Consider the following 19,307-nt stretch of genomic DNA (forward strand, 5'->3'; position numbering starts at 1 on the left):
GCTTCAGAAGTTTCGAGATATTTCCCCCTGATAACCGCGCAACGGCAAGAACTGGCATTATTGCCGTGCTTCAACGTTATGAAATAAAAAGTGAGGAATTTTCAGGAAGTGTCAGTTAACGTCAATGAAAAGCAATCAGAAGAAAAGGAGATAAACAATATCCATCACCGCCAGCAGCGACCAAAGAATAACGTAAAGCATGAAATGTTCGCGAATATTATTCATCAGAAAATGAAAGAGACGACGCATAGCTTACCTTAATAAACAGCCCCTTTACGGGGCCGACAAATTATTGGCTAAAACGGGAAAGCCGGAACGGCGTCAGATCAAAGGAGGGCGTTTTTCCCAACGCAAAATCCGCAGCGATTTCTCCTAACACCGGGGCGAATTTAAAACCATGTCCGCTGAGTCCAGTGATGACAAGCGTGTTCTCATGGCCAGGCAGCGTATCGATAATATAATCCTCGTCCGGCGAATTATCATAGGTACATGCCGCCCCATGTAAACAACCGCCGATACCCGGCAGTACGTTACGCAGGAAAGGAAATGCTTCCGCGCCATCGCTGGCAACGGCGGCAAAGGGCTTGCGCTCTTCCGGAGCTTGTATTAGCTGTCCGCCATTGTGTTTGCCGATTTTTAACTCGTCGTTCTCCGCCGGGAAGCCGTAATATTGATCGCCGTTGGGCATTTCGCCGGTAAAGGCCGGAAAGCGGTTTTTAGTGCTGTAACGCCCATCCGCCTTAAACCAGGCAAAAACTTTACGTACGGGCTGAACGGGCAGCTCCGGTACCAGCGCTTTGACCCAGGTGCCCGCGCTAATCAGCGCCTTGCTGGCGTGGTAGCAGCCTTCACTCGTCTCTATCGTCACACCGTTATCATCATGGTGAATATGGCTTACCGGGCTGTTAAATAGCTGTGCGCAGCCTGCCTCTCGGGCCAGACGAAGCCATGTGGTAATGGCTAATTCGCTGCGCAGGAAACCGGAGTCAGCTTCAAACAGCCCGATATAATTATCGGGCACGCGAATTTCCGGCCAGCGCGTCATGAGGGCCGTCGCGTCCAGGCGCTCGACGTTCAATTGCCACTGTTGTGCGCTTCGTGCGACGTTGGCTAAGAAAGCGGAATCGGCCGGGCCGAGGTTGACGACGCCGGAGCGGACAAAAATAGGCTCTTCATTGTGTGTGGAGAGTTCATCCCAAAGCGCCTGGGCGCGAAGCACCAGCGGGACATATTTTTCGCCTTCACCATAAGCGTGGCGGATAAGTCGGGTATCGCCGTGATGGCTGCCCTGTTGATGAGGCGGCATATGCGCATCGGTCATCAGGACCTTTAGCCCGGCGCGGGTGGCGTAATAACCAGCGGCGGCGCCAACCGAACCGCTGCCGATAATAATAAGGTCGTATTTCATCAGCTTCTCTCTGCTATCGCGATGATTTCAGGGTAAATAACTGCGCTGAGATATACAAGCCAGAAATAAGTGAGGCACCTTACGGTGCCTGAGAGAGGGGGAGCGCGTCACGCTAATGGCGACGATACTCGTTTTCCTGGTAATCACCTGATTCTATTTTGGCGATGCCGGCTTCTAATATTGAAATAAATTGCCTGGCTACATCTGTCGTTAACCAGAGCGTTTGACCAACTTCAGTCCCTTCCGGTTCCGGACGATTTGGGGTCTGGTAGTGTAAACGCAGCATCAGCGCATCATAGCTATCGACGGTGCTGATGTCCCATCCTACAAGCGGATGGGTCTGAATGACTTCATTATTCTTTTCCATCATGCCCCCCTGGTACGTGTTATAAGACAACGGTTCTCGAGGTTCAATGCGTGTTTTTCTTCTGAAGCAACTTCAGTATACCAATTAATAAGGCTATTCACTGCGTTTTTAAAGAGAGCGGAGGATAAATTTCTCTTTTTAAGAATTATATGAACAATAAAGCGGCAGTTCATTCATATTTTTTTAGGATGTTGTGCAATTATTTTGACGGTCAGGTGAAATATTCATCAGTTGCGCAAATAAAAAAGCCGGGGCGACCCGGCAAACATACATCACTGCATATCATTTTTTATTCATTGATGAACCAGTCATCAGCGCTCTCCCAGGTCTCCTGGAGAATCTCGCTAATGCGTTCTTTGTCCTCTTTTGATGCGCCAATGACGGACAAGTTGTTGGCGGTAGCGTAACGCACGGTGACGTTACCCAAATTCTCCGGAAAATGATGGCTAATACGGCGGGAGAGTTCGCCCGCCAGCGCATCAATCGCACCGGCAGGCAGAGGTGACGTTTTGGCTATAGTGACTTCAATACGCATAATGGCCCCCTGTTGAATATACTGGATATATATACAGTTAAATCCAATATATAGCAACAGGTAAGCGCATTTTTTATTTTTTTACTGACCAGCGTACTGTTTCACCCGCTAAAAAAGGCACCAGCGAATCATCAGCCAGCGCGATATTTTCCGGTACCTGTTGTTCATCGCGAACCAGTTCCACCCACCCCGTATTCACCGGCAGGCCATAGAATTGCGGGCCATTCAGTGAACAGAACGCTTCAAAGTGCGCCAGCGCGTTCATTTCCTCAAACACGGCGGCATAACTGCCAAGGGCGGAGGGGGCGTTGAAACAACCGGCGCAGCCGCAACTGGTCTCTTTACGATGACGTGAATGCGGCGCTGAATCCGTCCCCAGGAAGGCGCGCGTAAAACCACTGGCGACCAGTTCGCGTAACGCCTGCTGGTGAATATTGCGTTTCAGAATCGGCAGACAGTACAGGTGAGGACGAATGCCGCCGACCAGCATATCATTACGGTTAAACATTAAATGTTGAGGCGTAATGGTAGCCGCCAGGTAGTCGTTGCCGTCACGTACATACTGCGCGGCATCTTTGGTCGTGATGTGCTCAAAGACCACTTTAAGCGTGGTCAGACGCTGGCGTAGCGGTTCCATTACGGTGTCGATAAAACGCGCTTCGCGATCGAAGATATCAACCTCCGCATGGGTCACCTCACCGTGGACCAGCAATGGCATTCCGAGTTTTTCCATCCGCTCCAGTACCGGCATGATAGCGTCGACTGACGTTACGCCATGACTGGAGTTAGTGGTGGCATTGGCCGGGTAAAGCTTAGCCGCAGTAAACACGCCTTCATGGAAACCACGCTCCAGTTCATCGGCATCGAGCGAATCCGTTAAATAGCAGGTCATTAACGGCGTGAAATCATGCCCGGCGGGCACCGCATCGAGAATACGCTGGCGGTAGGCGATCGCTGCATCAACGGTCGTGATGGGGGACGCCAGGTTCGGCATCACGATAGCGCGACCATAAATTTCGCTGGTATAGGGTACGACCGTTTTTAACATGTCGCCATCGCGAAGGTGAACGTGCCAGTCGTCCGGGCGGCGGATCTTTAAAACCTGGGATGGTGCAGTCATTAATAAGCTCCGGCTGAGGAATAGTCTTTTTGCCGGAAACAAAGGATAAGCGGAAACGTTTTCGTTTGCACGTAAAAAAAAGGGCGCGAGCGCGCCCTCCGAAATCAATTGGTGAAAGGAATAACGATTTCACCAGGTTTAACTTCAATGCCTTTCGCGAGTTTCTTCGCTAACGCTTCGCCTTTACTGCTGTCCTCACGCAACACGTAAGCGGGCCGCTGGTTAAAGTAGCTACGTAAAGACTGATTTAAATAGGGCAGGAGCGTTTGTAGCACCGATTGCATTTTCTCCGGCGTCACGGTGGCGTCTACTACTTCCATCTCCTGAAGATAGATGGCGCCTTTTTCTTTATCAAAGACCGGCAGGGCTTTTAGCTTGAGTTTCATCGTCGCTTTTTGACTGCCAAACAGGGAATTCATATCCAGCCTGGCATCGCCAGTAAGGGTGACTTTATTAGGCTCTTCCCGACCAATCTGGCTGGCAAGATTAGTCAATACGATATGCGCGTCGGCAATGCCGGGAAGACCAATATCTTTTGAGAAATTATTCCGTTTTTCAAGCGCTTGATTGATTTCTTGTTCGCTAATGGTGTATTGCGTAAGTTGATTACAACCCACTAACAGGCCGCTAACTACCAGCGCAGCGGCAAAAAAAAACTTTTTCATGGCGTTCCTTAGCATGTTGCCTGTGCCCTAATCTTGACACAAAGCAGCATGTCGCGCCAGCGGACATGGCGCCACTAGAAAAAGCTGAAAAAGGCGGCAAGAAAGGGTTGCCGCCTGGCGGGCGTTAGATAGCCATTGAGGAGAGTAAATTAATTTGCGTCTGCTTTGCCATATTATCGCGATAGTCTGCGACTTTTGTCGGCCAGTGAATACCGGCGACCAGCGTCAGATTACGCAGAAGCGGAAACAGATGAATATCATCTTCCGATAATTCGCCGTTAACGGCGTTAGGCTGTACGATGAGTTTATCCAGCAAACGTAAATCATCGCCGATCTTTTTAATCAGTCCGGCAGAGTGCGCAAGATGGTTGTCAAAACTGCCAGATGAGGCTTCTTTTTTGCGGATAAAATACTGACGCGCCGCAGGGGTAGAAAATTCATCGAAAGCGGATTTTGCAAATCGCGGCAGCAGTAGCTGATTAACGTAACCGTTAACTTTGCGCAACCACTCTTCAATGGCTGGATTGCGTTTCCCGGTTAACAGCGGTTTGCCGTCGAGGTTGTCGACATAATGTACAATATCCATACTTTCAGGAAGGTAGCGACTATCATCTTTTTGCAGGATGGGCACCATCTTTTGACCAATCATCCGGGTGGGCGTCGCCTCGTCGTCATTTTGTAACACGTTAAGTTCAACGGGGATGTTCTTCAGGCCGAAAATCATGCGGGCTTTAACGCAGAAAGGGCAATGATCGTAAATATAAAGCTTCACGTTTCTCCTCCATTTGACTGTCGGTATCTGACCAGTATGGAGGAGATAGCGACAGGTATCAAATCAGGCGCCGGGTTCCAGCATCCGGCGCGGCGTGCGTTTATGACTAAATTGCCAGCCTAAAGCCAAAAAGGTGATAAAGCCGATAATACCGAGCATCATCCACGGTAGTTCAGGCTGCGCAAGCGCTTTCCCCATATCAAACAACCAGCCGCCGCCGATATAACCAATCGCGCCGCCAATGGCTAATCCCAGACGGCTAAAGCCCATATAGCTTCCCCGCGCCCTCGCGTCTGCGAGCGACGCGCTGAGCGTTTCGCGCGCCGGTTCGGCGATAACCGAGCCGATGTAGAAAGCGCAAATAAGCGTAAAAAGCTGCTGTAAATTGCCCACCATCCCGATGGGGAGCATGCTCAGCGACATGACGAGCAAACCGGCCATCAGCCGATGCTCCAGCCGAAAACGCTTTTCGCTCCAGCGGGCAATCGGGTAGAGCAACGTCAGCGAGAGACACGCCTCTATAGCGTACATCCATTTCACGGCAGCAGGCGAACCGGCGATATCGTTTACCATAATCGGCAGCATTAACATGACCTGTACCGCCAGCATATAGTAGCCCGCCAGCGTCAGCACGTAGGTGACAAACCTTTTATCGCTCATGACGCGGCGCATTCCTTCACGCACCGGCGTTCTGACCGTTGATAGCTTCCAGGCCGGAAGCAGCCATGCGTTGAAAAGGGCGCATAATATGAACAAAATAGCGCCTGTCGCGCAGACCAGGCGAAAATCGTATTGTAGCAACCAGCTTCCCAGCAGCGCGCCAATCACCGCGCCCGCGCTGTCCTGCATCATCAATAGAGAGAAGAAGCGGCCCCGTTGCTCCGGACGAATTAATTTGACCACCAGCGCTGAACGCGGCGGGTCGAAAAGCGTACCGCCGAGACCGGAAAGAAAGCAGGAAAACCACAAGAGCCAGGGCTCATGCGCGATACCCATGGTGGCAAAGCCTGCGGCGCGCATCAGCATACCGGTGACAATCATCGGTTTCGCGCCAAAGCGATCGGCGATGGCGCCGCCAAAAATGCCCAGACCTTGTTGAATAAACTGGCGCAGGCCGAGCGCGATCCCTACCATTACGGCAGCCCACCCCATTTGATCGACAAAGCGAATAGAGATGAGCGGGAAGACGACGAAAAAACCCAGCACCACTAACATGTTATCGATGAGAAGAAAATATTTACCCAGGTTCCTCGCCTGCGAGACGCGCGACATTTCCCCTCCCGGGAAATAAAAGATGAGCGTCTTCTATTCTGCGGCGGCGTTTCGTTTTTTCCTACCGTTAGCGGGACAATATTTTTTTATCAAAAGTCCTTTTTAATCGAGAGTTTTCATCAAAATGTGGCAGCAATTCAAAAAATGACGATTTGCGCTTTTCACAGAGCCTGGTTGCGCAGGTATAGTAATGTTACTGGCGTGCTGAAGACGTTACAGGAAGGAGTAGGTATAGAATGTTTGGCTATCGTAGTAACGTGCCAAAAGTGCGCTTAACCACCGATCGTCTGGTGGTACGTTTAGTGCATGAGCGTGATGCCTGGCGTCTGGCCGATTATTACGCGGAAAATCGTCATTTTTTAAAACCCTGGGAACCGGTCCGTGATGAAAGTCATTGTTATCCTTCAGGATGGCAGGCGCGTCTGGGAATGATCGGTGAATTTCACAAACAGGGCTCCGCCTTCTATTTCGCGCTACTTGATCCGGAAGAAAAAGAAATTATCGGCGTGGCGAATTTTTCCAATGTGGTGCGCGGTTCTTTTCATGCCTGTTATCTGGGCTATTCCATTGCGCAGAAGTGGCAGGGGCAGGGGCTGATGTTTGAAGCCTTAACCGCTGCGATTCGCTATATGCAGCGCACTCAGCATATCCACCGTATCATGGCGAACTATATGCCGCACAACAAACGTAGCGGCGCGTTGCTGGCGCGGCTTGGCTTTGAGAAAGAAGGCTATGCGAAAGATTACCTGTTGATTGATGGACAATGGCGCGACCATGTCCTGACGGCGTTAACCACGCCGTTATGGACGCCGGGGCGTTGAGCGGCTTACGGAATGAGAGGCAAAGGGAGAAAACGATGAAATATGAATTAACCGCCACTGAAGCGCGAGTGATTGGCTGTCTGCTGGAAAAGCAGGTGACAACGCCGGAACAGTATCCGCTTTCCGTCAACGGGGTGGTGACAGCCTGTAATCAGAAAACCAACCGTGAACCGGTGATGAACCTGACGGAACAGGAGGTACAAGAACAGCTCGATAACCTGGTGAAACGCCACTTTTTGCGTACGGTCAGCGGGTTTGGCAATCGCGTCACCAAATATGAACAGCGTTTCTGTAATTCCGAATTTGGCGATCTGAAACTTAGCGCGGCGGAAGTGGCGCTCGTCACTACGCTGCTGCTGCGCGGCGCGCAAACGCCCGGCGAGTTGCGTAGTCGGGCGTCGCGGATGCATGAATTCAGCGATATGGCGGAAGTTGAATCCACGCTGGAACGGCTTGCCAGTCGTGAGGACGGCCCGTATGTCGTCCGTCTGGCGCGTGAACCGGGTAAGCGCGAAAGCCGTTATATGCACCTTTTTTGCGGCGACGTCGATGAACTGTCTCTCCAGACGTCTGCGCCGGAAAGTGCGTCGGGCGATCTTCAGTCGCGCGTCGAAGCGCTGGAAAGCGAAGTGGCGGAGTTAAAGCAGCGGCTGGATTCTTTGTTAGCTCACCTGGGAGAGTAATGTGAGAACATTACGGATTGGCATTGTCGGATTAGGCGGTATTGCGCAGAAGGCCTGGCTGCCGGTATTAACCAACACCGCCGGATGGACATTACAGGGCGCCTGGTCTCCTTCGCGGGATAAAGCCTTACGTATCTGCGAAAGCTGGCGCATACCGTATGTGGATTCGCTGGCGAATTTAGCGTCCGGCTGCGATGCGGTCTTCGTCCACTCCAGTACCGCAAGCCATTATGCCGTGGTCAGCGAACTTCTCAATGCCGGCGTCCATGTTTGCGTGGATAAACCGCTGGCGGAAAATCTACGTGATGCCGAACGGCTGGTGGCGCTGGCGGCGCAAAAAAAATTGACGCTGATGGTTGGCTTTAATCGCCGTTTCGCGCCGCTGTACCGCGAACTGAAGACGCGCCTCGGCACTGCGGCGTCACTGCGTATGGATAAACATCGTACCGATAGCGTCGGGCCGCACGACTTACGTTTTACTTTGCTCGATGACTATCTGCATGTCGTGGATACCGCACTGTGGCTGGCGGGCGGCGAGGCGCGCCTTGCCAGCGGCACGTTGCTCACCAGCGAGTCCGGCGAAATGTGCTATGCGGAACATCATTTTTCCGCCGACAAACTACAAATTACCACCAGTATGCACCGGCGCGCCGGAAGTCAGCGTGAATCGGTCCAGGCCGTCACCGACGGCGGGTTGTATGACGTGACGGATATGCGTGAATGGCGCGAAGAGCGCGGGCAGGGTATTCTCATCAAACCCATTCCGGGTTGGCAAACGACGCTTGAACAGCGTGGTTTTGTCGGATGCGCGCGGCATTTCATTGACTGCGTACAAAATCAGACGGTTCCGGAAACGGCGGGGGAGCAGGCGATTTTGGCCCAGCGCGTCGTGGAGGCGCTGTGGCGGGACGCCATCAGCGAATAACCCTCTGTAACATCTGGCGGTAGTAATTCATCGTAATCCAGGTACTATACCCTCAATAATTCGAGTTGCAGAAAAGCTAACGCACATGCAGCTCGAAGTATGGCGGGTATATATGCCCACTCTACATAATACCTCTTTTCACAGTGAATAATGGCAAACCGTGGGGAGTCTGTAAGGCCTGATAAGACGTTTTAACGTCGCCGTCAGGCGCGGTGATACAGCCGGATACGGCAGAAGTTGCGTTATCCGGTCGATGGATCAGCCATGCAGGAGTTTTACGCCAGGGTCTGGAATACAAAAGAAATGAATTTATTGAAATCGCTGGCTGCCGTCAGCTCGATGACTATGTTTTCACGCGTGTTGGGCTTTGCCCGTGATGCGATTGTCGCCAGAATTTTTGGCGCAGGGATGGCGACCGACGCCTTTTTTGTGGCGTTTAAACTCCCCAATCTACTACGCCGGATCTTTGCCGAAGGCGCTTTTTCTCAGGCCTTTGTGCCTATCCTGGCGGAATATAAGAGCAAGCAGGGTGAAGAAGCGACGCGGATCTTTGTCGCTTACGTTTCCGGCCTGTTGACGCTGGCATTGGCCGTCGTGACGGTGGCCGGTATGCTGGCCGCCCCGTGGGTGATTATGGTAACCGCGCCGGGTTTTGCCGATACTGCGGATAAATTCGCGCTGACGACGCAACTGCTGCGGATTACGTTTCCCTATATTCTGCTGATCTCGCTGGCTTCACTGGTTGGCGCCATTCTCAACACCTGGAATCGCTTCTCTATTCCCGCTTTTGCGCCGACATTTCTTAATATCAGCATGATCGGTTTTGCATTATTCGCCGCGCCATACTTTAATCCGCCAGTGCTGGCGTTAGCCTGGGCAGTCACCGTCGGCGGCGTGCTGCAACTGGTGTATCAACTTCCGTATTTGAAAAAGATCGGTATGCTGGTGCTGCCGCGCATTAACTTTCGCGACACTGGGGCGATGCGGGTGGTCAAACAGATGGGGCCGGCGATTTTGGGCGTTTCCGTCAGTCAGATCTCCCTTATCATCAATACCATTTTCGCCTCGTTTCTGGCCTCCGGCTCGGTCTCATGGATGTACTATGCCGATCGGTTGATGGAGTTCCCGTCCGGCGTGCTGGGCGTGGCGTTGGGGACCATCCTGTTGCCGTCATTGTCGAAAAGCTTTGCCAGCGGCAATCATGATGAGTACTGCCGCCTGATGGACTGGGGGCTGCGTTTGTGCTTTTTACTGGCGTTGCCGAGCGCGGTAGCGTTAGGCATTCTGGCGAAGCCGCTGACGGTCTCGCTGTTTCAGTACGGTAAATTCACCGCCTTTGATGCGGCAATGACGCAGCGGGCGTTAATCGCCTATTCGGTGGGGCTGATTGGCTTGATCGTCGTAAAAGTGCTGGCTCCGGGCTTCTATTCTCGCCAGGATATTAAAACGCCGGTGAAAATCGCCATAGTGACGTTAATCATGACGCAGTTAATGAACCTGGCGTTTATTGGACCGCTGAAACACGCCGGGCTGTCGCTCTCTATTGGTCTGGCGGCATGTCTCAATGCGTCGCTGCTGTACTGGCAACTGCGCAAACAGAATATCTTTACGCCACAACCGGGCTGGATGTGGTTCCTGATGCGTCTGATCATTTCCGTACTGGTGATGGCTGCCGTATTGTTCGGCGTGTTGCATATTATGCCGGAGTGGTCGCAAGGGTCGATGTTATGGCGTTTGCTACGTTTGATGGCGGTAGTGATTGCGGGTATCGCGGCCTATTTCGCCGCGCTTGCCGTGTTGGGCTTTAAAGTGAAAGAGTTTGTTCGCCGGACGGCGTAAATTCAGTGCCTGATAGCGCTGTGCTATCAGGCCTACAAGGCATTCAGGCCGGAAAGGCGCAACGTCGCCATCCGGCAATGATTAGATAGAAATTTTTTTACCGCCGCGGTGAGAAACGGAAGTCTGACCGTCAGCCCCGTACAAGGTCGGCTCCTGGTGAGGTTTCAGCACCTCCAGCGCCTGTTGATTACGCTCGATTTGCCCTTCCAGCAGCCAGCCGTTGTGCTGGTTGAGGTCGCGAAGATGCTGCGTTTTTTCGGTAATCGCCTGCCAGCGCTCTGCAATGTCATCGTTTGCGCTACGCTGCGCGTTCTGCTCCAGACGGCGCTGTTGTTCCAGATAATCCAGCGTCGCCAGCAACGAGCTTTTTTCTTCTGTAATACGCTGTAGCTGGCTGCCGTTAATCTGGCCTACGGAAAGCTGTTGTTGCTCGGCGTCCATCACCGTCTTCAGGTCATTCAGGACGGTGGTCATCTGGTCAAGTATTTCTGACAAACGAGTCATACGCTTATTTACTCTGTAAGTAGCTCTGCGCCTCGCGAATGAGCGAGTCTGCTATTTTTCCCGTATCCATTTTTAACTCACCGTTACGGATAGCCGTTTTTAATGCTTCGACGCGTTCCATATTAATGTCGCTGACGCCTGGCTGCATGAGCTTCGCTTGCGCGTCGCTTAACGTTACGCTGGCGCTCGTCGCGGCGGACGTTTTTTCCTGACGCGTTTTTTGTACCGGCGTATCGCTGGTTTCGCGCGTCTGGACAGTGCTAACGGGTTTCAAAGGTGAGGTACGGTCAATGCTCATTTATTTATCCTCATCGAGGGTTACGTTGTAGCGGCCAGCTACCATCATGGTTGAATATCTCATCGGCAGCCGCGACAAAATCTTTACACAATTATAGGTTAATAAGAATATTCCCATCAGAATCGACGGTTCCACTCACGATTTGACCCGATGTCATGCGTACGCGCGCATTTTGCGCGACGGCGGCATTATTCATCGCCTGACCTTCCGCATTGACGCTAAACCCCTCGCCATTGGCGATGACCTGTACTCGTTGACCCGCTTTGACGCGCCAGGCCTGACGTATCATCGTAAGCTGTACCGGCTGCCCGGGAGCGAGATCGCGCAAACTGACGGCATCCTGAATCTGACGGATATCCAGTACCGTCCGCGGCGGTAACTGATCCAGCCTGCCACGTTTTAGCGTGACGTTGGCCGGCGTCAATTTTCCGCCGCGCGCGACGGGCGCGGCAACGGCGACATAATTGCCGGTCGCTTGCACATTCACCTGCAAATAACGTTTTTCATTGGCGCAGCGCGCCACCACATTGACGTTGCCCCACAGCTTCGCGCTGCCCGTCATGCTGAAGGCTGGCTGCTCGCAGCTCGGCAGCAGATTGGGCGATGAACGGAGCGTGACAACCACCTCGTCGCTGAAGCCAGCCAGACGCTGGGAAAACCACGTGGTCAGCTGGGCGTTGATGTCCTGCGCCATTGTCAGGGGGCTGAACAGCAAAGCCGCCACGGCGAATCCTCGTTTTAACGTTTGCATGGTACTTCCCCCTGGTTGATGTCATGACAGGATTCTACCCGTGTGAAGCAAGCATCAACGCAATAAATAGCGACGCATTTTGCGTTTATTCCGGCGATAACGCGCGCGTGAAGGCATTTAAGCTGTCGGCTGAATTTTGCCATTTGCGGAGGAGATATGCTCGACAGGCTCGATGCCGCCTTACGATTTCAGCAGGAAGCGCTAAATCTGCGCGCGCAACGTCAGGAAATATTAGCGGCGAATATCGCCAATGCCGATACGCCGGGGTATCAGGCGCGCGATATTGATTTTGCCAGTGAGTTAAAAAAGGTGATGGTGCGTGGACGGGAAGAAACCGGCGGCGTCGCGTTAACGTTGACTTCCTCTCACCATATTCCCGCTCAGGCGGTCTCTTCTCCCGCAGTGGATCTGCTTTACCGCGTACCCGATCAGCCTTCTTTGGATGGTAACACCGTAGATATGGACAGGGAACGTACGCAGTTTGCGGATAACAGTCTCAAATATCAGATGGGGCTTACCGTTCTGGGTAGCCAACTCAAAGGCATGATGAATGTGCTACAGGGAGGAAACTAATTCGTGGCGCTGTTAAACATTTTTGATATTGCCGGATCGGCGCTTGCCGCACAGTCCAAGCGGTTGAACGTTGCGGCCAGTAACCTGGCGAATGCGGATAGCGTCACCGGCCCGGACGGACAGCCTTATCGCGCCAAACAGGTGGTTTTTCAGGTGGATGCCGCGCCGGGTCAAGCCACTGGCGGGGTAAAGGTCGCCAGCGTGATTGAAAGTCAGGCACCGGAAAAGCTGGTTTATGAGCCAGGCAATCCGCTGGCGGACGCTAATGGTTACGTCAAAATGCCCAACGTCGATGTGGTCGGCGAAATGGTCAACACGATGTCAGCCTCGCGCAGCTATCAGGCAAATATCGAAGTCCTGAATACCGTAAAAAGCATGATGCTTAAAACGCTGACATTAGGCCAGTAAAGGAGGCGCGTATGTCTATTGCCGTAAATATGAATGACCCGACCAACACGGGCGTCAAAACGACGACCGGCAGCGGATCGATGACCGGAAGCAACGCTGCCGATCTGCAAAGCAGTTTCCTGACCTTACTGGTCGCGCAATTGAAGAACCAGGACCCGACTAACCCATTACAAAATAATGAGTTAACGACGCAGTTGGCGCAAATCAGTACCGTGAGCGGCATTGAAAAACTGAATACGACGCTGGGGGCTATTTCCGGGCAAATCGATAATAGTCAGTCCCTACAGGCGACCACGCTGATTGGACATGGCGTTATGGTACCTGGCACCACAATTCTGGCGGGTAAAGGCGCGGAAGAAGGGGCCGTGACGTCCACGACGCCGTTTGGCGTGGAATTGCAACAGCCTGCGGACAAAGTGACGGCAACCATTACCGATAAAGATGGCCGGGTGGTACGGACGCTGGAGATCGGTGAGTTGCGAGCCGGGGTACACACCTTTACCTGGGATGGTAAGCAAACGGACGGAACAACGGTACCGAATGGTTCTTACAACATTGCGATTACCGCCAGCAATGGCGGGACGCAACTGGTGGCGCAGCCGCTGCAATTCGCTCTGGTACAGGGCGTGACGAAGGGCAGTAACGGCAACCTGTTGGATCTGGGTACCTACGGCACCACCACACTCGACGAAGTTCGGCAAATAATCTAAGCCCTTACACTTATCAGGAGTCAGTCATGTCTTTTTCTCAAGCGGTTAGCGGCCTGAACGCTGCGGCCACCAACCTTGATGTTATCGGTAATAACATCGCCAACTCCGCCACCTATGGCTTTAAGTCCGGTACGGCATCATTTGCCGATATGTTTGCCGGTTCCAAAGTGGGGCTGGGCGTAAAAGTGGCGGGGATTACCCAGGATTTTACCGACGGTACGACAACGAACACCGGGCGCGGGCTGGATGTCGCGATTAGCCAGAACGGTTTTTTCCGCCTGGTAGACAGCAACGGTTCCGTGTTCTATAGCCGCAACGGCCAGTTCAAACTGGACGAGAACCGTAACCTGGTCAATATGCAGGGGATGCAGTTGACCGGCTATCCGGCCACCGGTACGCCGCCGACCATTCAGCAGGGGGCGAATCCTGCACCGATCACCATTCCGAACACGCTGATGGCGGCGAAATCGACCACCACCGCATCAATGCAGATCAACCTGAACTCGACGGACCCTGCGCCGTCTAAAACACCTTTTAGCGTGAGTGATGCGGATTCGTATAACAAAAAAGGCACCGTCACCGTTTATGACAGCCAGGGTAATGCCCATGACATGAACGTCTATTTCGTTAAAAGCTCTACCAAAGATAATGAATGGGCCGTGTACACCCATGACAGCAGTGCTCCTGCAGCGACGGCTCCAGTGACGTTGGCAACAACGCTGGAGTTTAATCCCGACGGAACACTGAAATCCGGCGGTACAGTCGACGACATCGAAACCGGTACGATTAATGGCGCGACTAAGGCCACCTTCTCCCTCAGCTTCCTTAACTCTATGCAGCAGAACACCGGGTCGAACAACATCGTCGCCACCAATCAGAACGGCTATAAGCCGGGCGACCTGGTGAGCTACCAGATTAACAACGACGGCACCGTGGTTGGCAACTACTCCAACGAGCAGGAGCAGGTGCTGGGGCAGATTGTGCTGGCTAACTTCGCCAATAACGAAGGTCTGGCATCCCAGGGCGATAACGTCTGGGCGGCGACGCAGGCTTCCGGGGTAGCGCTGCTGGGGACTGCCGGTTCCGGCAACTTCGGTAAGCTGACGAACGGCGCGCTGGAAGCCTCTAACGTGGATTTGAGTAAAGAGCTGGTGAATATGATCGTCGCGCAGCGTAACTACCAGTCGAATGCGCAGACCATCAAAACCCAGGACCAGATCCTCAATACGCTGGTTAACCTGCGCTAAGCGCCTGACGGGATAGCTTAATGGATCACGCAATTTATACCGCCATGGGGGCGGCCAGCCAGACGCTTAACCAGCAGGCGGTAACGGCCAGCAACCTGGCTAATGCCTCAACGCCGGGCTTTCGCGCGCAGCTTAACGCGCTACGCGCGGTGCCCGTTGATGGCCTCTCTTTAGCAACGCGCACGCTGGTTACGGCGTCGACGCCCGGGGCGGATATGACCCCGGGTCAGTTGGACTACACCTCCCGTCCGCTGGATGTCGCGTTACAGCAGGACGGCTGGCTGGTAGTGCAAGCGGCGGATGGCGCTGAAGGATATACCCGTAACGGGAATATCCAGGTGGGTCCGACCGGGCAGTTAACCATTCAGGGACATCCGGTTATCGGCGAAGGCGGCCCGATTACCGTTCCTGAAGGGTCGGAAATCACCATTGCGGCAGACGGCACGATCTCCGCGCTCAATCCCGGCGACCCGCCAAACACGGTGGCGCCCGTTGGGCGACTGAAGCTGGTCAAAGCGGAAGGCAATGAGGTGCAGCGGAGCGATGACGGTTTATTCCGCCTTACCGCCGAGGCACAGGCTGAACGCGGGGCGGTACTGGCCGCCGACCCGTCAATTCGCATTATGTCGGGCGTGCTGGAGGGCAGTAACGTCAAGCCGGTTGAAGCCATGACCGACATGATCGCCAACGCACGTCGTTTTGAAATGCAGATGAAGGTTATCACCAGCGTAGATGAGAACGAAGGGCGAGCTAACCAACTGCTGTCGATGAGTTAATACAGGACATTTTATGATCAGTTCATTATGGATCGCCAAAACCGGTCTGGACGCGCAGCAAACCAATATGGATGTGATTGCCAATAACCTGGCAAACGTCAGCACCAATGGTTTTAAGCGTCAGCGCGCGGTATTTGAAGATCTGTTGTATCAGACCATCCGCCAGCCGGGCGCGCAGTCGTCCGAGCAGACGACGCTGCCTTCCGGGCTGCAAATCGGTACCGGCGTGCGTCCGGTCGCCACGGAGCGTCTGCACAGTCAGGGGAACCTGTCGCAGACCAACAACAGTAAAGATGTGGCGATTAAAGGGCAGGGCTTTTTCCAGGTCATGCTGCCGGACGGTACGTCTGCCTATACCCGCGACGGCTCTTTCCAGGTGGATCAGAATGGTCAACTGGTGACGGCGGGCGGTTTTCAAGTGCAGCCGGCAATCACCATTCCGGCCAACGCGTTAAGCATCACGATTGGCCGCGACGGCGTGGTCAGCGTGACCCAGCAGGGGCAGGCCGCGCCGGTTCAGGTCGGGCAGCTTAACCTGACCACCTTTATGAACGACACCGGGCTGGAAAGCATCGGCGAGAACCTCTATATCGAAACGCAATCGTCCGGCGCGCCGAACGAAAGCACGCCGGGGCTCAACGGCGCGGGGTTGTTGTATCAAGGGTATGTCGAAACGTCGAACGTTAACGTGGCGGAAGAGCTGGTGAACATGATTCAGGTTCAACGCGCCTATGAAATTAACAGTAAAGCAGTATCGACGACCGATCAGATGCTGCAGAAACTGACGCAACTCTAAGGGGCCGCCGGTGGGGATACGCCACCGGCTCCCTGATTTTGAAGATGAAGGTAATGCAAAAATACGCGCTTCACGCTTACCCAGTTATGGCCCTGATGGTCGCGACGCTGACAGGATGCGCCTGGATACCCGCTAAACCGCTCGTGCAGGGGGCGACCACGGCGCAGCCGATACCTGGCCCGGTACCGGTGGCGAATGGCTCCATATTTCAGTCTGCGCAGCCGATTAATTATGGCTATCAGCCGCTTTTTGAAGATCGTCGACCGCGTAATATCGGCGATACGCTCACGATTGTGTTACAGGAAAACGTCAGCGCCAGTAAAAGCTCGTCGGCAAATGCCAGCCGCGACGGCAAAACCAGCTTTGGTTTTGATACGGTACCGCGTTATCTGCAGGGATTATTCGGTAATTCCCGCGCGGATATGGAGGCCTCCGGCGGCAACTCTTTTAATGGTAAAGGCGGCGCGAATGCCAGCAATACCTTTAGCGGCACGCTGACCGTGACCGTCGATCAGGTTCTGGCCAATGGCAATTTACACGTCGTGGGGGAAAAACAGATCGCGATTAATCAGGGAACGGAATTCATCCGCTTCTCCGGCGTGGTAAATCCACGCACCATCAGCGGCAGCAACTCCGTTCCCTCGACACAGGTGGCGGATGCGCGGATTGAATATGTCGGGAACGGCTATATTAACGAAGCGCAAAATATGGGCTGGCTGCAACGTTTCTTCCTTAATTTGTCGCCGATGTAAGCGAGGTGTATGTGTTTAAAGCTCTTGCAGGAATCGTTCTGGCACTGGTTGCCACTCTGGCGCACGCCGAGCGTATCCGGGATCTGACCAGTGTCCAGGGAGTACGGGAAAACTCGCTGATCGGCTACGGGCTGGTGGTCGGGCTGGACGGTACGGGCGACCAGACCACCCAGACGCCATTTACCACCCAGACGCTGAATAACATGCTGTCACAACTGGGGATTACGGTCCCCACCGGCACCAATATGCAGTTGAAAAACGTGGCGGCGGTGATGGTGACGGCGTCGTATCCGCCTTTTGCGCGACAGGGACAAACGATCGATGTCGTCGTTTCCTCAATGGGGAACGCTAAAAGTCTGCGTGGCGGGACGTTATTAATGACGCCGTTAAAAGGGGTGGACAGCCAGGTGTATGCTCTGGCGCAGGGCAATATTCTGGTCGGCGGCGCGGGCGCTTCCGCAGGCGGCAGTAGCGTGCAGGTTAACCAGCTTAATGGCGGGCGCATCACTAATGGCGCGATTATCGAACGCGAGTTGCCGACTCAGTTCGGCGCTGGCAACACCATTAATCTGCAATTGAACGACGAAGATTTTACGATGGCGCAGCAAATTACCGACGCCATCAACCGCGCCCGCGGTTACGGCAGCGCCACTGCGCTTGATGCGCGAACGGTACAGGTACGCGTGCCCAGCGGCAACAGCTCGCAGGTGCGTTTTCTGGCGGACATTCAAAATATGGAAGTCAACGTGACGCCGCAGGATGCAAAAGTCGTGATCAACTCGCGTACCGGTTCGGTGGTCATGAATCGGGAAGTCACGCTGGATAGCTGCGCTGTGGCGCAGGGCAATTTGTCAGTGACAGTCAATCGCCAGCTCAACGTCAACCAGCCGAATACGCCATTTGGCGGCGGGCAGACCGTGGTGACGCCACAGACTCAAATAGATTTGCGTCAGAGCGGCGGATCGCTACAGAGCGTGCGTTCCAGCGCCAATCTGAACAGCGTAGTGCGTGCGCTGAATGCGCTTGGCGCGACGCCGATGGACCTGATGTCGATTTTGCAGTCCATGCAGAGCGCGGGCTGTCTACGCGCCAAACTGGAAATCATCTGATGATCGGAGACGGTAAATTGCTGGCCAGCGCGGCCTGGGATGCGCAATCTCTGAACGAACTGAAAGCGAAAGCGGGCCAGGACCCGGCGGCGAATATCCGTCCTGTGGCCCGTCAGGTGGAAGGGATGTTTGTGCAGATGATGCTGAAAAGTATGCGCGAGGCTTTACCCAAAGATGGCTTATTCAGCAGCGATCAGACGCGTCTGTATACCAGCATGTATGACCAGCAGATCGCCCAACAGATGACCGCCGGTAAGGGATTGGGGCTGGCGGATATGATGGTTAAACAGATGACGGGCGGGCAGACGATGCCTGCGGATGACGCGCCGCAAGTACCGCTTAAATTCTCCCTGGAGACGGTAAACAGCTATCAAAATCAGGCGCTGACCCAACTGGTGCGCAAAGCCATACCGAAAACGCCGGACAGCAGCGATGCGCCGCTCTCCGGCGACAGTAAAGACTTTCTGGCCCGGCTTTCGCTCCCTGCGAGGCTGGCCAGCGAACAAAGCGGGGTGCCGCATCATCTGATTCTGGCGCAGGCGGCACTGGAGTCCGGCTGGGGGCAGCGGCAAATCCTGCGGGAGAATGGCGAACCCAGCTATAACGTATTTGGCGTGAAAGCGACCGCCAGTTGGAAAGGGCCGGTGACGGAAATCACCACCACTGAATACGAAAATGGCGAAGCGAAAAAAGTGAAAGCGAAATTCCGCGTCTATAGCTCGTATCTGGAGGCGTTATCGGATTATGTCGCGCTGTTAACGCGTAACCCACGCTACGCTGCCGTGACCACTGCCGCCACGGCAGAGCAGGGCGCAGTGGCTCTGCAAAACGCCGGATACGCCACTGACCCGAATTACGCGCGTAAATTGACCAGCATGATTCAGCAGTTGAAAGCGATGAGTGAAAAGGTCAGCAAAACCTACAGCGCGAATCTCGACAATCTCTTTTAAATTGCTCAAGTCCACGTAGTCGCTGC

24 protein-coding genes are annotated in these 19,307 nt (G+C 53.9%); 13 read left to right on the top strand and 11 right to left on the bottom strand.

Annotated features, from left to right (window positions below):
- Positions 1-135 precede the first annotated feature (135 nt).
- The 8 genes from ACLJQJ_RS04350 to mdtH all read right to left on the bottom strand — a co-directional run bounded on the left by ACLJQJ_RS04350 (position 136) and on the right by mdtH (position 6,139).
- Positions 136-249, bottom strand: a complete 114-nt coding sequence (locus ACLJQJ_RS04350) for a YceO family protein (RefSeq protein WP_001253282.1) — start codon at positions 247-249, stop codon at positions 136-138.
- A 40-nt stretch (positions 250-289) separates the two neighbouring features.
- Positions 290-1,408 carry an N-methyl-L-tryptophan oxidase gene (gene solA / locus ACLJQJ_RS04355; protein ID WP_045340720.1) on the bottom strand — a complete coding sequence of 373 codons (1,119 nt, stop codon included), beginning with the start codon at positions 1,406-1,408 and terminating at the stop codon, positions 290-292.
- Positions 1,409-1,520: 112 nt separating this feature from the next.
- Positions 1,521-1,775, bottom strand: a complete 255-nt coding sequence (gene bssS / locus ACLJQJ_RS04360) for a biofilm formation regulator BssS (protein ID WP_000414441.1) — start codon at positions 1,773-1,775, stop codon at positions 1,521-1,523.
- A 289-nt stretch (positions 1,776-2,064) separates the two neighbouring features.
- A complete protein-coding gene (gene dinI / locus ACLJQJ_RS04365; RefSeq protein ID WP_001217763.1) occupies positions 2,065-2,310 on the bottom strand; it encodes a DNA damage-inducible protein I in 246 nt (81 codons plus the stop codon).
- Positions 2,311-2,383: 73 nt separating this feature from the next.
- Complete coding sequence (pyrC, locus tag ACLJQJ_RS04370; protein WP_020898670.1) at positions 2,384-3,430, bottom strand: dihydroorotase; 1,047 nt, start codon at positions 3,428-3,430, stop codon at positions 2,384-2,386.
- A 104-nt stretch (positions 3,431-3,534) separates the two neighbouring features.
- Complete coding sequence (locus tag ACLJQJ_RS04375; RefSeq protein ID WP_000713054.1) at positions 3,535-4,095, bottom strand: lipoprotein; 561 nt, start codon at positions 4,093-4,095, stop codon at positions 3,535-3,537.
- A gap of 124 nt (positions 4,096-4,219) precedes the next feature.
- Positions 4,220-4,867 carry a glutaredoxin 2 gene (gene grxB / locus ACLJQJ_RS04380; protein WP_000780893.1) on the bottom strand — a complete coding sequence of 216 codons (648 nt, stop codon included), beginning with the start codon at positions 4,865-4,867 and terminating at the stop codon, positions 4,220-4,222.
- 63 nt (positions 4,868-4,930) lie between these two features.
- A complete protein-coding gene (gene mdtH / locus ACLJQJ_RS04385; RefSeq protein WP_000092178.1) occupies positions 4,931-6,139 on the bottom strand; it encodes a multidrug efflux MFS transporter MdtH in 1,209 nt (402 codons plus the stop codon).
- A 236-nt stretch (positions 6,140-6,375) separates the two neighbouring features.
- On the opposite strand from mdtH, the gene rimJ reads away from it, so the two are divergent.
- From rimJ to murJ, 4 genes are all read left to right on the top strand, one after another.
- The gene (gene rimJ / locus ACLJQJ_RS04390) at positions 6,376-6,960 is read left to right on the top strand and encodes a ribosomal protein S5-alanine N-acetyltransferase (protein ID WP_000468204.1); all 585 of its coding nucleotides are present in this window, start codon (positions 6,376-6,378) and stop codon (positions 6,958-6,960) included.
- A 35-nt stretch (positions 6,961-6,995) separates the two neighbouring features.
- Positions 6,996-7,643: a YceH family protein gene (locus ACLJQJ_RS04395; protein ID WP_000873047.1), complete on the top strand. Its 648-nt coding sequence runs from the start codon at positions 6,996-6,998 to the stop codon at positions 7,641-7,643.
- A gap of 1 nt (position 7,644) precedes the next feature.
- Positions 7,645-8,568 carry a Gfo/Idh/MocA family protein gene (locus tag ACLJQJ_RS04400; RefSeq protein ID WP_001259728.1) on the top strand — a complete coding sequence of 308 codons (924 nt, stop codon included), beginning with the start codon at positions 7,645-7,647 and terminating at the stop codon, positions 8,566-8,568.
- A gap of 303 nt (positions 8,569-8,871) precedes the next feature.
- Positions 8,872-10,407 carry a murein biosynthesis integral membrane protein MurJ gene (gene murJ / locus ACLJQJ_RS04405; protein ID WP_001537775.1) on the top strand — a complete coding sequence of 512 codons (1,536 nt, stop codon included), beginning with the start codon at positions 8,872-8,874 and terminating at the stop codon, positions 10,405-10,407.
- A gap of 81 nt (positions 10,408-10,488) precedes the next feature.
- On the opposite strand, the gene flgN is transcribed toward murJ, so the two are convergent.
- From flgN to flgA, 3 genes are all read right to left on the bottom strand, one after another.
- Positions 10,489-10,911, bottom strand: coding sequence for a flagella biosynthesis chaperone FlgN (gene flgN, locus ACLJQJ_RS04410; protein ID WP_000197547.1), 423 nt, complete (start codon positions 10,909-10,911; stop codon positions 10,489-10,491).
- 4 nt (positions 10,912-10,915) lie between these two features.
- Entirely contained in the window at positions 10,916-11,209 is a 294-nt protein-coding gene (gene flgM / locus ACLJQJ_RS04415; RefSeq protein ID WP_000020893.1) for a flagellar biosynthesis anti-sigma factor FlgM, read from the bottom strand.
- A 91-nt stretch (positions 11,210-11,300) separates the two neighbouring features.
- Complete coding sequence (gene flgA, locus ACLJQJ_RS04420) at positions 11,301-11,960, bottom strand: flagellar basal body P-ring formation chaperone FlgA (protein WP_001194086.1); 660 nt, start codon at positions 11,958-11,960, stop codon at positions 11,301-11,303.
- A gap of 156 nt (positions 11,961-12,116) precedes the next feature.
- On the opposite strand from flgA, the gene flgB reads away from it, so the two are divergent.
- Genes flgB through flgJ form a run of 9 tightly spaced genes read left to right on the top strand, consistent with a single transcriptional unit; the run spans position 12,117 to position 19,281 of the window.
- Complete coding sequence (gene flgB / locus ACLJQJ_RS04425) at positions 12,117-12,533, top strand: flagellar basal body rod protein FlgB (protein ID WP_000887043.1); 417 nt, start codon at positions 12,117-12,119, stop codon at positions 12,531-12,533.
- 3 nt (positions 12,534-12,536) lie between these two features.
- Positions 12,537-12,941, top strand: a complete 405-nt coding sequence (flgC, locus tag ACLJQJ_RS04430) for a flagellar basal body rod protein FlgC (protein ID WP_001196448.1) — start codon at positions 12,537-12,539, stop codon at positions 12,939-12,941.
- Positions 12,942-12,952: 11 nt separating this feature from the next.
- The gene (flgD, locus tag ACLJQJ_RS04435) at positions 12,953-13,651 is read left to right on the top strand and encodes a flagellar hook assembly protein FlgD (protein WP_000020450.1); all 699 of its coding nucleotides are present in this window, start codon (positions 12,953-12,955) and stop codon (positions 13,649-13,651) included.
- Positions 13,652-13,677: 26 nt separating this feature from the next.
- Positions 13,678-14,898 (top strand): flagellar hook protein FlgE, encoded by a 1,221-nt coding sequence (gene flgE, locus ACLJQJ_RS04440; protein WP_063809502.1) that lies wholly within the window; start codon positions 13,678-13,680, stop codon positions 14,896-14,898.
- A gap of 20 nt (positions 14,899-14,918) precedes the next feature.
- Positions 14,919-15,674 carry a flagellar basal body rod protein FlgF gene (locus tag ACLJQJ_RS04445; protein WP_000349278.1) on the top strand — a complete coding sequence of 252 codons (756 nt, stop codon included), beginning with the start codon at positions 14,919-14,921 and terminating at the stop codon, positions 15,672-15,674.
- Between the two features lie 13 nt (positions 15,675-15,687).
- Positions 15,688-16,470: a flagellar basal-body rod protein FlgG gene (flgG, locus tag ACLJQJ_RS04450; RefSeq protein ID WP_000625851.1), complete on the top strand. Its 783-nt coding sequence runs from the start codon at positions 15,688-15,690 to the stop codon at positions 16,468-16,470.
- A gap of 53 nt (positions 16,471-16,523) precedes the next feature.
- Positions 16,524-17,222 carry a flagellar basal body L-ring protein FlgH gene (flgH, locus tag ACLJQJ_RS04455; protein WP_001174897.1) on the top strand — a complete coding sequence of 233 codons (699 nt, stop codon included), beginning with the start codon at positions 16,524-16,526 and terminating at the stop codon, positions 17,220-17,222.
- 11 nt (positions 17,223-17,233) lie between these two features.
- Positions 17,234-18,331 carry a flagellar basal body P-ring protein FlgI gene (locus ACLJQJ_RS04460; protein WP_001518955.1) on the top strand — a complete coding sequence of 366 codons (1,098 nt, stop codon included), beginning with the start codon at positions 17,234-17,236 and terminating at the stop codon, positions 18,329-18,331.
- Positions 18,331-19,281, top strand: coding sequence for a flagellar assembly peptidoglycan hydrolase FlgJ (flgJ, locus tag ACLJQJ_RS04465; RefSeq protein WP_000578685.1), 951 nt, complete (start codon positions 18,331-18,333; stop codon positions 19,279-19,281). Before ACLJQJ_RS04460 ends, flgJ begins: the two co-directional genes overlap by 1 nt.
- Positions 19,282-19,307 lie beyond the last annotated feature (26 nt).

The sequence above is a fragment of the Salmonella sp. SAL04202 genome (assembly GCF_046550775.1).
In the GTDB taxonomy this organism is placed as follows: domain Bacteria; phylum Pseudomonadota; class Gammaproteobacteria; order Enterobacterales; family Enterobacteriaceae; genus Salmonella; species Salmonella enterica.